We start from the raw sequence: 13985 nt of genomic DNA, 5'->3' as shown, positions 1-13985 counted from the left end.
GTGACAGAGTGCTGCATATCTGCTGCCGAATAATGATAACGCGATATTTTCACGGTAAATGCGCCATATTACGCTGCGGTTTCGGGCTATAAAATAGCCGAAGTCCGCAGCCTCACGGCGTATTGATTGCCCTTGAGTTCACGGAATGAATGGATTACTGTAGGGCGGCGCTTATTTATTGCGCGTTCCGTGCGTTCGCCGATAAGCGCAAAATACTAATAAGATAATACTTGCCCGATCCCATTATCAGGGAGGCGGCGCTGTTCGTTTTTACACACAACAAAATCATAATGCGGCTGCTGGAGTTCATATGTGGACTGTGATTGGCATTCTAATTGTGCTGGCTATTATTGGTAACTTAATAAAAAAAAAGGAAACGCCACCTACTAAATCAGGTAGTCAACCGGTTGCGCCGCAGGCGGTGGTTGCAAAGCCAGAGGCGCGCCAGCGAGGGGCTGAGCCGTTCCGCGAGGCGGCGGAACAGCGCAATTCACTATTTAATAACCGCGAAGTAGTTAATAAAGAAAAGCCGGCGCTAAGTCGCGAGCCTGATAATGTACCGGTGTCGATTACGATGACCGAGGCGCTGGCTATTATTATGCATGTCGTCGGGTTTAAAGATTATATGCTAACGCGCTACGCGATTACCGGGTTGACCAATCTGGCGCCGGCCTATACATCAGATTTACATTACGCATTTATGCAGCAAATTCCGGGCAAGCCGTTCTATGCCATTCAGCAATTTAACTGGGCGCGGGCGATAGATTTTTCGCAGGTAAAACGCCGGAATATCTCTTCACTGTATCACTTTACTCACCTGGATAATTTGAAAGGGATATTTTCATTAGGCATTATGACGCGCCAGCAAATTGAAAATGCGGGCTACTCTTTTCACTATAATGACGAACTACGATTGGATGGGGTACGAGATTCAATATCTCTGTCGGTAGGCCATATTAATAGTAAAATGCTCTACAAATATTCTCAGGGGTTAAGCCATCGTGAGTGGGTGATTTTGAAGATCAAAAAAGAGCTAATCAGCGGGCCCACTCAGCCCTCATTTGACTTTTCACAGCTGCTCAACCGGGCCGTATTCTGCAGAAGCAACGCGGCATCGAATGCGGTGAAGGCCGTCAGCGTTGACGAGCGTAAAAAGCATACGGCGTTTCAAACCATGTTTGTCGGGGATAATGACGAGGAGTTCGGGGATCGCCCGTATGATATTCAGGCGGAAATTCTCTATCTTGGCAATATTCCCCCCGGGTTTATCAGTGAAGTTATTTTCTACAGCGCCGATAATATTCCTTTATGGCTACGCGATAGTCCGGTGATAATCACGGTCGATCCTTCTCGTTTTTCTTTCAGGTGAATTTATGGCCGTACGCCCCGTGTTTATCCCGAGAAGCCAGGGGGATACCCTGGTCGATATCGCTAATGTGGAGTTCAGCTGGTCAGCCGGGCTGGCGGTGACGCAAAAGCAGAAATCTATCGCCTCCCTGCACGATAACTATCGGCAACATGCCCCGGGCGCGAAAATTCTTGAGGTATCCAGTAAGTCCACGCAAGCCGTGGGCAGGGAGCTGAGCGCCTTTAATATGGGCGTGCAGAGCAGCGGGGGGCAGTTTATTAGCGTGGAATCGCTATTTCAGTCTTCGAAAGTATTTATTGATAACGGGATTGTGCGCGGCCCTTTTCGCGAACTGATGCGCATGTCGCCGAAAGACGCCAAGCGCGCGGAGCAGCTGAAAACGTCCGGGCGACTGGCGCACTTTTCCTTCCAGCCGAACGAACAGCGCGCAGCCATCATCTGGGCATTAGAACCGAAAACCGCCTTCTATGACTGGCTGTACCTCAATGCGCTCAACCATTCGCCGGTTAAAGAGAGCGTGCTGGATTACCAGGCGTTTACAGATATTGAATTCAACCCGGAAAAATCGGTGAATTGTCAGGCCTACTCCGTGGCGCTGTGGTGCGCCCTGAGCCAGCGTAAGCTGCTGGAGAACGGGATCCCGCCGCGCGACGAATTTATTGCACTGATCGAGAGATTCACGATTTACAACACCAGCGATGGCGATCTGCGCAATATGCGTCTGTTTTAAATTATCAGGAGGCTCTTATGGTCAGGCGACTCCCTGGCACGGTTTTCACCACCGACTCTGCATCAACGGATGCCTTTACCGATATCCCTGCCGAGCGTCGACGGGAGATTCAGGCAGAAGTGCAGCAAGCGTACTTCGACCGCGTTAACGCGGTTAAAAAACAGGTGGATGCGCTAAGCGTCGCGCAGCGGGAAATGTTTCATCGCCAGCTGGCAGAGACGCTGAGGCTGATCTCGGCCGGGGGAACTGAGCAATGAGCGAGAATAAAATACTGGCCGCCGTCGCCGAATCGCTGCAAAAAAGCAGCGCCGCGATTAATCAAGCTAATAGCAAAATGGGCGCGCTGGCGCGGGAGTTTCTCTATCGCTCAAAGCTTGAAAGTGAGCTGGCAGGGGAGCTTATTGCTATGGAGGCGGCGCTGAAATCGGTGCAGGAGAGTATCCGCAGGCAGGAGCAGCGCGAGGCGCTGGTGGCGGATTTAGACCCGCAGAGCCGCGAGACGTTTAACGCACTCTTTGCGCAAAACCATGCCCGCTTAAGCGACCTGCTGAAAAACGAAAAATCAGGCCGGTGACGGCAAAAAAAAGCCAGCCAAAAGCTGGCTGGCAAATACTCGGATAGAACTCAATTTTATTGTGGATGTCCAGAATGATTCCTGAGCACCGGTCTGGAGGCTGCGACAGGCAATACCCAGACAGCTGGTCAGGATCGTCACGCTACTTGTCTACCAGGAGAGACCTTCTCTTACTCTCTGCCAGCAGGAGGCGTCTGGCGAGGCCTGATTTGTCATACAAATATGGCGGTATTTGCTTCAGAAAGGAAATGAATAATTTTTATCAGAATTATTCGATTAGGGAATGTTTAACTAACTTTTTGATATGTAGATATTTTATCGGCGGGCAGGGCGCCAGCCTGCTTTATGGCAGCCTGGCGCCAGCGGAGAGCGGCATCCGCTAGAGATCGATCAGCAGGTTTGGCGAGTGGCTGCGGGAGCAGCATAGCGCGATACGCTGCGCGGCGGCGGCTTTCTCGGTCGGGGACTGTACCGTATCCCGGTGATCGACAACGCCCTCGATAACCGGCGTGAGGCAGGCGCCGCACATCCCCATCTCGCAGGACAGCGGGACCGCAACTCCCTGCTGCTGGAGCACCTGGGCGATAGTCTGGTGCGCCGGCACCGGCCACTGCGCGCCTGATGACGCCAGGGTGACGATAAACGTATCGGACTCACTGTTTACGTCGGCGATCGCCGGCGTCGCCTGAAACGCTTCGCTGTGGATCTGCGCCTCCGACCAGCCCCTTTCCGCCGCGGCCTGGCGTGCGCAGGCCATAAAACCGTGGGGCCCGCACAGATACAGATGCTGCCCGGCCCGCGCCTCGGCGAGCGTCGTGGCGAGGCGCTGACGCGGGCTTTGCCCCTCTTCTGAGCAGTAAAGAGTACAGGTTCCCTGACGGAAGCGCCGTGCCAGCTGGCGGATGAACGCCGCGTTTTCGCGGCGCTTCACGTAATAATGCAGCTCAAACGGCACGCCGTCCGCTTCGAGCTGCAGCAGCATCGCGTACAGCGGCGTAATGCCAATACCGGCGGCCAGCAGCAGAACGCGTTCCGCCGGTTGGAGCGTAAACAGATTACGCGGGGGAGAGATGCGCAGCGCCTGGCCTGGGCGCAGCGCCTCGTGGATATAGCGCGATCCGCCCCGCGATGCGCGATCCCGCGCGACGCAGATCAGGTAGCCCTCCGCGCCGCTCGTCGGGCCGGTCAGCGAGTACTGGCGCATCATCCCATCCGGCAGATGGAGATCGATATGCGCCCCCGGCCGCCACTCGGGAAGCGGCTCCCCGCGGCTGGCCACCAGCCTGACGGCGAGGCTGGTATCGCCCTCGCGCCACATTCCGTCAACGACAACCTGCAGCAGTTCACTCATTTACGCCTCCGCCTATACGAGGAAAAAGTCGCCAAAGCCCATCTTCTGCAGCCCGCGACGGTAGGCAATCGAGCTGCGGTCGGCGGGAATATGCGCCTCAAGGGTTAAGTCCAGCGGCAGCCTCTCCGGCCGCTGGGTTTCGACCATCAGCCGGTCCTCCTCGAAGACGCGCAGATTGAACGCGTGAACGTCCGCGACCGGAACGTGTAGATCGAAGTTGCGCGCAATCGGGGCGAACATGCGGGTGACGCGTGACGATACCGGCGAAGCGGCGTTCATAATCACCAGCCTGGCTTCGCCGGGGAAGTGGATGGTCAGCGTCGCGGTAAAGGGCAGGTGCATCTCGAAATGGCGCAGCCACTGAAACCCCTCCGGCGCGCGGAATCCGGCGCTGGCCGGATAGTTGCCGACCGAGCTCCAGTAATCGGCAATAAAACCAAAAGACGTTTCCTGCGGGCTGTAGGCCGGCACCTCCTGATTATCCGGGTCGGCGAAGGTATCGGTATGGATCCAGGCAAAATGGGCGACATCGAGAAACCCCTCCACCTGACGGCCGGCAAAGCCGTTGACTTCAAACGCCGGGCAGTTGATCTGCTGAAACCCCTCATCGTGCCAGTGCGGCATGGTGGGCAGCGGCATCGGGTTCTCCGGGTCGAAGGCCATGCACACCCAGATCAGGCCAAAGCGCTCCTCCACCGCATAGTGGGTCAGGTGGAGCCTCGCCGGAACCGGCTGGTCGGGGCTGGAGGGGATTCGGTTGCAGCGCCCCTGTTCGCCGAAGCGCAGGCCGTGATAGGGGCAAATAATCCCTTCGTCGTCGTGAGAGCCGAGGGTCAGCGGTACGCCGCGATGGGGGCAGACGTCGCGGGCGACCACCACCGAGCCTTTAATCCGGTAGATAACCAGCGGTTCGTCCAGCAGGGTCGCCTTCAGCGGGGCGCCGCCGACATCCTCGGCGCGGGCGACCGGGTGCCAGCATTTCGCCAGCCTGAGCCAGTCATCCGGCTCGAAGGTGCAGCGGGCCGGTGGGGTGGGATTGGTTCTGTTCATCATGTTCCTTCCTGCTCACGGAAAAGCATTTGTTTAATTGTTGTGAGTTTATTGTTGTCATATTAGGGTGTTGACATCCATCGCCATTAATTCAATAACCCGTTGCAAAAAAGAGAACAGGTGGGATATGAGTCCGTTTTCGCGTTTCGCTATCTATTTCGCCGCGGTGGCCCGCAGCGGCAGCCTGCGCCGGGCGGCTGAAAAGCTGCATATCTCGGCCTCGGCGATTAACCGCCAGATCCTGCAGGCCGAAGAGGAGTTCGGTACGCCGCTGTTTGAACGGCTGCCGGAAGGGCTGCGAATGACCACCGCCGGAGAGCTGCTCTATGACAACCTGCTGCGCTGGCAAAAAGAGTTTCAGCTTACCCGCCAGCAGTTTGACGAGCTGCAGGGGTTAAAGCGCGGCAGCGTCAGCATCGGCATGGTGCAGGCGCTGGCGGAGGGCAGCTTTGCCGCGGCGCTGGCCGATATCATTACCGGGTGGCAGTGGCTGGAGCTCAATCTGCGGGTGGCGGATAGCCACGCGGTGAGCGAGAAAGTCCGTCAGGCCGACGTCGATTTTGGGCTGATTCTCGACCCGGAAGGCCAGGCGGGACTTAGCGTGCTGGCGTTCGTCGAGCTGGAGATGGGGGTGGTGATGCGCCCGGACTGCCCGCTCGCCCAGGGCGCTGCGCTGTCGTTAGGCGATCTCAGCCAGCTGCGGCACATCGTTCCCGGCGCGCCGCTTATCGTGCACGACCGGGTGGCGATGCTCTACCGGCACTATGACTTTTCCCCGGCAAACAGCATCAGCTGCAATGATATTCGCCTGATTAAATCGCTGGTCCTTAAAGGCAGCGGCGTGACGGTATTGAGCCTGCTGGACGTGCTGGATGAGGTAAAAAGCGGACAGCTGGCGTTTATTCCGTTGCGCAATAAGCTGCTGCGGCCGCTGACCCTGGCGCTGTGCACCGCGCCATCGCGCCAGCTCTCTCGTCCGGCGCAGATGGCGATTCAGAAACTGACGGCGGTGATGGAGGAGATGCAGGCCGTCGGCGAAAGGCGAGGCAGCGGCCCTGAAAGCGGCGGCTAGCCGAGCGGGCCGCCCTGTATCGTCTCGCACAGGCCGTTGATAATCCGCTCGCCGCTCTCCTCCTGCAGCTCCCGGTACCAGGCCTCGGTCAGCGCCATCTCCTTGCCGTGGGTGATATCGCAGCGCTTTCGCGCTTTCAGTACCAGGTCGCGAACCCGCTCGCAGCGCCGGGCTTCGTACTGGCGCAGCGCGGTGACAATATCCTTGCCGTCGCGGAACATCTCGCCCAGCACAACCGCGTCTTCCAGCGCCGCGCAGCCGCCTTGGCCGATATCCGGGGTGGTGCTGTGCCCGGCGTCCCCGAGCAGGGCTACCTTCCCGCGCACCAGCCTGTCGAAGGGCTCAATATCGTGAATTTCGATACGGTTGGTGGTGGCCGGATCGAGGCGGGCTATCAGCTTCTGCACCGGCGCGGCCCAGCCGCTGAAATAGCGGCTAAGATCCGCCCTCAGGGTGCTGCGATCTTCCTGCAGTCCGGCCGGTAGGGGGACATCAAAGAAAAAATAGAAGCGCCCGTTGGCTACCGGCATCAGCGAGACGCGTTTGCCTTCACCGACGAAGGTGGTCCACTGATCGGCGGGGGCAATGGACTCATCAATCTCCACCAGACCGTTCCAGTTGACGTAGCCCGCGTAGCGCCGTTCGGGCGTAAAGCCAAGCACGTACGGGCGCAGGGCCGAGTGGCTGCCGTCGGCGGCAATCAGCATATCGCCGTGGGCCGTGGTTCCGTCGCTGAACCACACCGTCACGCCGTCCTCCTCCTCCTGCACGCGGGTGGCCCGTTTACCGAACCGTACCGCGTCGCGGCCCCAGAAATTGAGCATCTCGCCCTGCAGTTCGCTGCGCGAAACCGGGCAAGGGCGGCCGCCGGTGCGCTCGACCAGCGGAGCAAGGCTAAAGCGGGTCAGGGTTTTTCCATCCAGGTAATCCTGATAGGCCATATAGCGCAGCGGCCCGCCGTAGGTCTCGGTGATGTCGCCCATACCCAGCCGGTTCATGCACTTCACCCCGTTGGGCCAGATTGAGATGGCGGCGCCAACCGGCTTAATCTCCTGCACCGCCTCAAAAACTTCGCAGCTAATCCCGGCGTCTTTAAGCGCGACGGCCGCGCTCAGGCCACCGATACCGGCGCCCATCACTAATGCTTTCATCATCTTCTCCTGTGGCATGCGTCCTGAAGAACCGAGCAATTTGCGTACCAGCTTGCCGGCGGGCGCGACAGAGGCGTCTGGCGGACGCGTTGGCGGGGGTTATGCGCTAAAGTGGTGCGTTATCGGGCAATAATTGCCTTTTTTTGCATCAAAAATTGTAAGGTTGGCGTATGAGAATCAACCGTTTCATCAGGCCGCGGCGGCCAGACCCGCAATGAGGGAATGTGGCCTGCTTTGTGCAAGCCGCTTTGTGCAATATTGCGCTAACGCTATTAACAACGAGCCGCATGGCCGTTTGGCATAAGGGGCGACAACATGTCCGAAGAGGCCGCGACAATCGCGATTGGGGAGTTTAACCTGCTGGATGAAGAGGCGGCCTGCTGCCTGCTGCGGCCCTGCGTGGCGATCCCCGCCTGGGCCACGGCGCTGGTGCGGGGCCGTCCCTATCCTGACCTTGCCGCGCTGCTGGCCGCCGCCAATGAGGCCGCGCAGCGCTGGGGGGAGGCCGAGCTGGATCGGGCGCTGAGCGCCCATCCGCGAATTGGTGAAAAACCGGCCGGAGAGCGGGGCCATGCCGCGCTGTCGCGGCGGGAGCAGGCGTCCATCAATGATGAAGATACGCTCCTCGCTCAGGCGTTGAGGGAGGGCAACGCCCGCTACGAAGCCCGCTTCGGACGGGTGTTCCTGATCCGCGCCAAAGGCCGCAGCGGGGAAGAGATACTGCAGGCGCTGACGCAGCGGCTGAACCACGGCGAAGCGGAAGAGGCGCAGGTGGCGCTGGCGCAGCTTCGCGAAATTACCTTATTAAGACTGACGGGAGTCATAGGCGAATGAATACGTTGAGCACCCATATTCTCGATATCTCCAGCGGCAGGCCCGCCGAGGGCGTGGCGGTGAGCCTGCTGCTGGGCGGGCAATCCATCGCCAGCGGCCTGACCGATGAACAGGGCCGCATTGCGCTGCTGGCGCCGGGCATGCTGGTTGCCGGGCGCTATCGGCTGGTGGCGGAGATTGGCGACTGGTTTTCGCGCGACGGGCGGGAAACGCTCTACCTCAAGGCGCAGATCGATTTTGCTATCGGCGAAGAGGACGGTGAGCACTTTCACCTGCCGTTTTTGATCGCCCCCGGCGGCTGGTCAACCTATCGGGGGAGCTAACTTTTCCTTGCGGCCCGGCCTGCGGCGTCAGCCCTGCTGGCGCCAGACGGGCTCGCCGTTGACCCAGGTCTCGCTGATATTACGCTCGTCGCCGAGGGTCATCAGCACAAACAGCTGCTCGTAGATATCTTTGCAGCGTCCGATCCGCAGCCGCTGCAAAGGGGTGGCTGCCGGGTCGATGACCACGAAATCGGCCTCTTTTCCCGGCTGGAAATTGCCAATTTTATCGTCGAGGCGCAGGGCGTGCGCGCCGCCGAGAGTGGCGTGGTAAAAGGCCTCGCAGGCGGGCAGACGATAGCTTTGTAGCTGCGCAACTTTGTAGGCTTCACCTAGCGTGCGCAGCATGCTGAAGGTGGTTCCCGCCCCCACGTCGGTGCCGATGCCGATCCGCACCCGCTGCTGCCAGCTGGCGGGCAGGCGAAACAGGCCGCTGCCGAGGAACAGGTTGGAGGTCGGGCAAAAGGCCAGCGCGGAACCGGTATCGTGCAGGCAGCGCCACTCCGCGTCGGCCAGATGAATGCCGTGCGCAAACACGCTGCGCTCGCCGGTCAGCCGGTAGTGGTGATAGACGTCGAGATAGTGCTCATGCTCCGGCCACAGGCTTTTCACCCACGCCACCTCGCTGAGATTTTCGCTCAGATGGGTATGCAGCCAGGTGTCCGGAAACTCCTCCCTCAGCTGCTGAATGGCCGACAGCAGCTCCGGCGTGGAGGTGGGGGCAAAGCGCGGGGTAATGGCATAGCCCAGACGCCCGCGGTGGTGCCAGCGTTGAATCAGCTCGCGGGTTTGCCGGTAGCTCTGCTGCGCCGTCTCCGTCAGATAATCCGGCGCGTGGCGGTCCATCATCACCTTCCCGGCGAGGAGCCGCATATTCAGACGCAGCGCTTCGGTAAACAGCGCATCGACGGACTCGGGATGCAGCGTGCAGAAGACCAGCGCGGTGGTGGTGCCGTGGCTGAGCAGCTGGTTGACAAAAAACTGGGCGATCTCCGCGGCGTAGGCCTCATCTGCGAACTGGCTTTCGACCGGAAAAGTGTAGGTGGTTAACCACTCCAGCAGCTGTTCGCCGTAGGCGCCAATCATCTCCGTTTGCGGATAATGGACGTGGGCGTCGATAAAACCCGGCAGCAGCAGCCGGCCGCGCAGGTCGGTATAACCCTTGTGCGGATGGAGAAACTGCTCTCCCTCCAGCCACGGCAGCAGCATGCGGATCGCGCCGTTCTCAATAAACAGCAGGCCATCGGCAAGATAGCGCGCGTGGCGGGCGATATCGTCAGCGCTGTCGGCGACCTGGGCGATATCGAAAAACGCCCCGCGAATTGCAGCATCGTACGACCTGATGGTTTCCGCCATGTTGACTCCCTGTTGAAGCGCTCATTGAGTAAAATTTAAAGCAATATTGATGCCAGCCGTCGCGGTTGAGGAGTATGCCGCGCCGGAGGCGCGGCCAGAGAGGGGAGATTACTCTTTCTGCGCAACGGCGCGGGCGTCATAGCGCGTGGCGACGACGGCGGCGCGATCGTCGCGGGCAATCCAGCGGTAGGCGGCGCCGCTCAGGAACACGCCGATAAACCAGCTGAAGTTGGCGACCTCGTGCAGGGCGGGGATAAAGCTGATAACCAGAGCGATAGCCACGGAGGGCACCAGCGCGGCAATGGCCTTCGGGTTAAAGCCGTTGCGATACCAGTATTGTCCTTTCGGCGTGTCGTCAAACAGATCGTCCACCGAGATTTTCCCGCGCTTAATTAAGTAGAAATCAACCAGCAGAATGCCGAACAGCGGGCCGATAAACGCCCCCAGCACGTCGAGGGTGTAGTGGATAAGCTCCGGGGAGTTGAACAGGTTCCATGGGGTGAGCAGGATCGACCCCACCGCGGCGATCATGCCCCCGGTACGGAAGCTGATTTTTTGCGGCGAGCAGTTGGAAAAGTCGAAGGCCGGGGAGACAAAGTTGGCGACGATGTTGATCCCGATGGTCGCGGTGATCATCGTCAGCAGGCCGATCGCCACCGCCAGGTCGTTACCTACGCGGCTCACGGTTTCAATCGGGTCGGTTATCATACGGCCGAACAGCGACTGCGTCCCGGAGACAATCACCACGGTGACGATAGAGAACAGCAGGAAGTTAAACGGCAGTCCCCAGCGGTTGCCGCGGCGGATTTCACCCATGCTTTTGCCATAGCGCGAGAAGTCGCCAAAGTTAAGCAGCGGGCCGGAGAAATAGGAGACCACCAGCGCGGTCGCGGTGATCATCTGCCAGGTTTGCTCCCCGGCGCTCAGCGACTTGCTGGCGAGGGTAAAGGAGATCCCGTCAAAGCCGGTCTTGTATACAATCCAGCCCGCCAGCGCCAGCATCACCACGTAGACCGCCGGACCGGCGATATCAATAAAGCGCTTGATGGCGCTCATGCCGTGCCAGAACACCATCGCCTGCAGCAGCCACATGGTGGCGAAGCACAGCCAGCCGAGATGAGACAGCCCGAGGAAGCTGCTCGCGGTAAGCGTCGCCAGCGACGGCCAGAACTTTAGCATCACCAGCATCAGCGCGTTGGCGGCCAGATAGGTCTGAATCCCGTACCAGGCAAAGGCGATAAGCCCGCGGATCACCGCCGGAATATTGGCGCCGAAGACGCCGAACGCCTGGCGACAGATCACCGCATAGGGCACGCCCGCCATCTGGCTGGGCCGGGCGACCAGGTTGGCGCACAGCTGGACGATACAGATGCCGACCAGCAGGCACAGCAACACCTGCCAGCTGGCTAGGCCCAGGGTAAAGAAACTCGCCGCCACGACGTAGCCCCCCATGCTATGCACGTCCGACATCCAGAAGGAAAAGATGTTGTACCAGCTCCAGTTCTGATCGCGCGTCGGCGCCAGATCCTCATTGCACAGCCGTGGACTGTAGCCGGCGCTGGAGTCAGCGGCCTTAACCTGATGCGTATTTTGTGAATGTGGCATGAAACCTGCTCCTCTTAATGAAACCCCTTGAAATGGATTGATGAGGCTGTTGCAGGAATTAGGCCAAAATAGTTAATCTTGTATGCAGGATTTAATTTTTATGTATACGATCCGATATCGAAACGTGAATATGGAGCCGGTTAATGAGTCACGAAAATCGTCTGTACGCCGCGCCAGGCCTGCAGGACAAGGATGAACCCATCTATCAGGCGCTGATGACCGCCATTGTTGAGCATCAGCTGCCGCCGGGCAGTAAACTGCCGGAGGAGGCGCTGGCGGAGGTCTTTGGCGTCAGCCGCACGGGGATCCGCAAGGTGCTGCAGCGACTCGCCGCTGTGCAAATGGTCGCCCTGGCGCCCAAACGTGGTGCACAGGTTGCCAGCCCCACGGAGGAAGAGGCGCGGGATATCTTCCGTACGCGAGAGCTGCTGGAGGTGGCTAATTTGCCCGACGTGCTGGCCCGCTGCCGGCCGCCGCATCTGGCGGCGCTGGAGGCGATTATTCGCCAGGAGCAGCAGGCGCATGAAGCCTGTGATGGCCCGGCGGCGATCCGCTACTCCGCCGAATTTCATATTCAGCTGCAGGCGATCTCCGCCAACGAGGTGCTTACCGATATGGTCACCCGCCTGAGCCAGCGCTCTTCATTAGCTATTGCGGCATGGGGCTCGCCGTGGCGACAGGGCTGCCGCTGCGACGATCACGGGCAGCTTATCAGGCTGCTGCGCGACGGGGAGCTGCAGCCGCTGAGCGAGGCGCTGACCCACCACTTTGCCCATATTGTTGCCAGCCTGCGCTTTGACCGGGCGGGCGTTTCCCTGCCCGATTTCGCCCGGCTGTTTGCCGGCTACAAGGAGCCGTAATGCCCTCTGTTTGTATACAAGTGATTAATCCCAACACCAGCCTCGCCATGACCGAGACCATCGGCGCCGCCGCGCGGGCGGCCGCCGCGCCGGGAACTGAGATTCTGGCGGTCTGCCCGGCGGAGGGCGTGCCCTCCATCGAAGGGCATTTCGATGAAGCCATCGCCGCGGTCGGCGTGCTCGAACAAATTAAGGCCGGGCGCCAGCAGGGCGTCTCCGGGCACGTGATCGCCTGTTTTGGCGATCCGGGGCTGCTGGCGGCGCGCGAGCTGGCGCAGGGGCCGGTTATCGGCATCGCCGAAGCGGCGATGCATATGGCGACGCTGGTAGCCACCCGCTTTTCCATCGTCACCACGCTGCCGCGCACGCTGATTATCGCCCGCCACCTGCTGCACCAGTATGGCTTCTATCATCACTGCGCCGGGCTGCACGCCATCGACCTGCCGGTGCTGGCGCTGGAAGATGGCAGCGGGCTGGCGCAGGAGAAGGTACGTCAGCGCTGCATTCAGGCGCTGAAGGAGGACGGCTGCGGGGCGATTGTGCTGGGCTGCGGCGGGATGGCGACGCTGGCGCAGGAGCTCACTCGCGAGCTGCGCGTTCCGGTCATTGACGGCGTGAGCGCGGCGGTAAAAATGGTCGAGTCGCTGGTGGCGCTCGGCCTGTCGACCAGCAAGCAGGGGGACTTAGCTTTCCCGGAAGCGAAAAATTTAGGCGGCAGGTTTCAGTCATTCAACGGATAGTGATTAGTGAAGAGGTGGGAGATGGGTCAGCAGTCAGCGCTTTTTAATCAGGACTACCCTCGCGACCTGCGGGGCTACGCCGGCCAGACGCCGCGCGCGCCGTGGCCGCAGAACGCGCGTATCGCCGTACAGTTTGTTTTAAATTATGAAGAGGGGGCGGAAAACCACGTGCTGCACGGCGACGCGGGCTCCGAGCAGTTTCTCTCCGACATTATTGGCGCCGCCAGCTACCCTGACCGGCATATGTCGATGGACTCGCTGTATGAGTACGGCAGCCGCGCCGGGTTCTGGCGCATTCACCGCGAGTTCAGCCAGCGCGGGCTACCGCTGACCGTGTTCGGCGTGGCGATGGCGCTGGCGCGGCATCCGGATATCGTGGCGGCGATCAGGGCCGCCGACTACGACGTGGTCAGCCACGGCTGGCGCTGGATCCACTATCAGCAGATGGATATCGAGACCGAACGCGCGCATCTGCAGCAGGCGGTGCAGGTGTTAACCGATCTCTTCGGCAGGCCGCCCACCGGCTGGTACACCGGGCGCGACAGCCCCAACACTCGCCGGCTGGTCGTCGAGCACGGCGGCTTTGATTACGACAGCGACTACTACGGCGACGATCTGCCGTTTTGGGTTGAGGTGCCGTGCGGCGACGGTTCGCGTAAGCCGCACCTGATTGTGCCCTATGCCCTCGACACCAACGACATGCGTTTTGCCACCGCTCAGGGGTTCAACACCGCGGAACAGTTTTATACCTACCTCAAAGATAGCTTCGACGTGCTGTATGAAGAGGGGCGCGAGGCGCCGAAGATGATGTCTGTCGGCATGCACTGCCGTTTGTTAGGCCGGCCGGGACGCTTTCGGGCCCTGCAGCGCTTCCTTGATTACGTCCAGCAGCATGAGCAGGTGTGGGTCTGCACCCGCCAGCAGATAGCCGACCGCTGGCGGGAGGCGCATCCGTTTCGTCGCTAGCCGATGG

15 protein-coding genes are annotated in these 13985 nt (G+C 60.1%); 10 read left to right on the top strand and 5 right to left on the bottom strand.

Going from position 1 to position 13985, the window contains the following annotated elements; genetic code table 11:
- Positions 1–310 precede the first annotated feature (310 nt).
- The 4 genes from QFI97_RS18495 to QFI97_RS18480 are packed head-to-tail and all read left to right on the top strand — an operon-like array spanning position 311 to position 2673.
- Positions 311–1369, top strand: a complete 1059-nt coding sequence (locus QFI97_RS18495; RefSeq protein WP_346431757.1) for a DarT ssDNA thymidine ADP-ribosyltransferase family protein — start codon at positions 311–313, stop codon at positions 1367–1369.
- A gap of 4 nt (positions 1370–1373) precedes the next feature.
- Positions 1374–2099: a DarT1-associated NADAR antitoxin family protein gene (locus QFI97_RS18490; protein WP_095096081.1), complete on the top strand. Its 726-nt coding sequence runs from the start codon at positions 1374–1376 to the stop codon at positions 2097–2099.
- A 17-nt stretch (positions 2100–2116) separates the two neighbouring features.
- Positions 2117–2356 carry a hypothetical protein gene (locus tag QFI97_RS18485; protein ID WP_346431756.1) on the top strand — a complete coding sequence of 80 codons (240 nt, stop codon included), beginning with the start codon at positions 2117–2119 and terminating at the stop codon, positions 2354–2356.
- The gene (locus QFI97_RS18480) at positions 2353–2673 is read left to right on the top strand and encodes a hypothetical protein (protein ID WP_095096087.1); all 321 of its coding nucleotides are present in this window, start codon (positions 2353–2355) and stop codon (positions 2671–2673) included. The genes QFI97_RS18485 and QFI97_RS18480 overlap by 4 nt, the downstream gene beginning before the upstream one ends.
- A 379-nt stretch (positions 2674–3052) precedes the next feature.
- Here the strand turns inward: QFI97_RS18480 and QFI97_RS18475 are convergent, their stop codons facing one another.
- Both QFI97_RS18475 and hpxD read right to left on the bottom strand, forming a co-directional pair.
- Entirely contained in the window at positions 3053–4024 is a 972-nt protein-coding gene (locus QFI97_RS18475) for a PDR/VanB family oxidoreductase (protein WP_346431755.1), read from the bottom strand.
- A 12-nt stretch (positions 4025–4036) separates the two neighbouring features.
- Positions 4037–5074 carry a molybdenum cofactor-independent xanthine hydroxylase subunit HpxD gene (hpxD, locus tag QFI97_RS18470; protein ID WP_095098044.1) on the bottom strand — a complete coding sequence of 346 codons (1038 nt, stop codon included), beginning with the start codon at positions 5072–5074 and terminating at the stop codon, positions 4037–4039.
- A 127-nt stretch (positions 5075–5201) separates the two neighbouring features.
- On the opposite strand from hpxD, the gene hpxR reads away from it, so the two are divergent.
- A complete protein-coding gene (hpxR, locus tag QFI97_RS18465; protein WP_095096093.1) occupies positions 5202–6146 on the top strand; it encodes a LysR family hpxDE operon transcriptional regulator HpxR in 945 nt (314 codons plus the stop codon).
- On the opposite strand, the gene hpxO is transcribed toward hpxR, so the two are convergent.
- Positions 6143–7297, bottom strand: coding sequence for an FAD-dependent urate hydroxylase HpxO (gene hpxO, locus QFI97_RS18460; RefSeq protein ID WP_346432106.1), 1155 nt, complete (start codon positions 7295–7297; stop codon positions 6143–6145). The genes hpxR and hpxO overlap by 4 nt on opposite strands.
- A 315-nt stretch (positions 7298–7612) precedes the next feature.
- On the opposite strand from hpxO, the gene uraD reads away from it, so the two are divergent.
- Positions 7613–8131, top strand: a complete 519-nt coding sequence (gene uraD, locus QFI97_RS18455) for a 2-oxo-4-hydroxy-4-carboxy-5-ureidoimidazoline decarboxylase (RefSeq protein WP_346431754.1) — start codon at positions 7613–7615, stop codon at positions 8129–8131.
- On the top strand, positions 8128–8454 hold the full coding sequence (gene uraH, locus QFI97_RS18450; RefSeq protein WP_346431753.1) for a hydroxyisourate hydrolase: 327 nt from the start codon (positions 8128–8130) through the stop codon (positions 8452–8454). Before uraD ends, uraH begins: the two co-directional genes overlap by 4 nt.
- Positions 8455–8481: 27 nt before the next feature.
- Here the strand turns inward: uraH and guaD are convergent, their stop codons facing one another.
- Both guaD and QFI97_RS18440 read right to left on the bottom strand, forming a co-directional pair.
- The gene (gene guaD, locus QFI97_RS18445) at positions 8482–9807 is read right to left on the bottom strand and encodes a guanine deaminase (protein WP_346431752.1); all 1326 of its coding nucleotides are present in this window, start codon (positions 9805–9807) and stop codon (positions 8482–8484) included.
- Between the two features lie 108 nt (positions 9808–9915).
- The gene (locus QFI97_RS18440; RefSeq protein WP_346431751.1) at positions 9916–11412 is read right to left on the bottom strand and encodes an NCS1 family nucleobase:cation symporter-1; all 1497 of its coding nucleotides are present in this window, start codon (positions 11410–11412) and stop codon (positions 9916–9918) included.
- 143 nt (positions 11413–11555) lie between these two features.
- Between QFI97_RS18440 and QFI97_RS18435 the strand changes: the two genes are divergently transcribed.
- From QFI97_RS18435 to puuE, 3 genes are read left to right on the top strand one after another with little or no spacing between them, the layout of a single operon-like run.
- Entirely contained in the window at positions 11556–12272 is a 717-nt protein-coding gene (locus tag QFI97_RS18435) for a GntR family transcriptional regulator (protein ID WP_346431750.1), read from the top strand.
- Positions 12272–13012: an allantoin racemase gene (hpxA, locus tag QFI97_RS18430; RefSeq protein ID WP_095096113.1), complete on the top strand. Its 741-nt coding sequence runs from the start codon at positions 12272–12274 to the stop codon at positions 13010–13012. The genes QFI97_RS18435 and hpxA overlap by 1 nt, the downstream gene beginning before the upstream one ends.
- A 21-nt stretch (positions 13013–13033) precedes the next feature.
- A complete protein-coding gene (gene puuE / locus QFI97_RS18425; RefSeq protein ID WP_346431749.1) occupies positions 13034–13978 on the top strand; it encodes an allantoinase PuuE in 945 nt (314 codons plus the stop codon).
- Positions 13979–13985 lie beyond the last annotated feature (7 nt).

The sequence above is a fragment of the Klebsiella scottii genome, from assembly GCF_036561945.1.
In the GTDB taxonomy this organism is placed as follows: Bacteria; Pseudomonadota; Gammaproteobacteria; order Enterobacterales; family Enterobacteriaceae; genus Klebsiella; species Klebsiella scottii.
The sequence above is the reverse complement of the archived record's forward strand: the minus strand, read 5'-3'. Positions and strand labels throughout refer to the sequence as shown.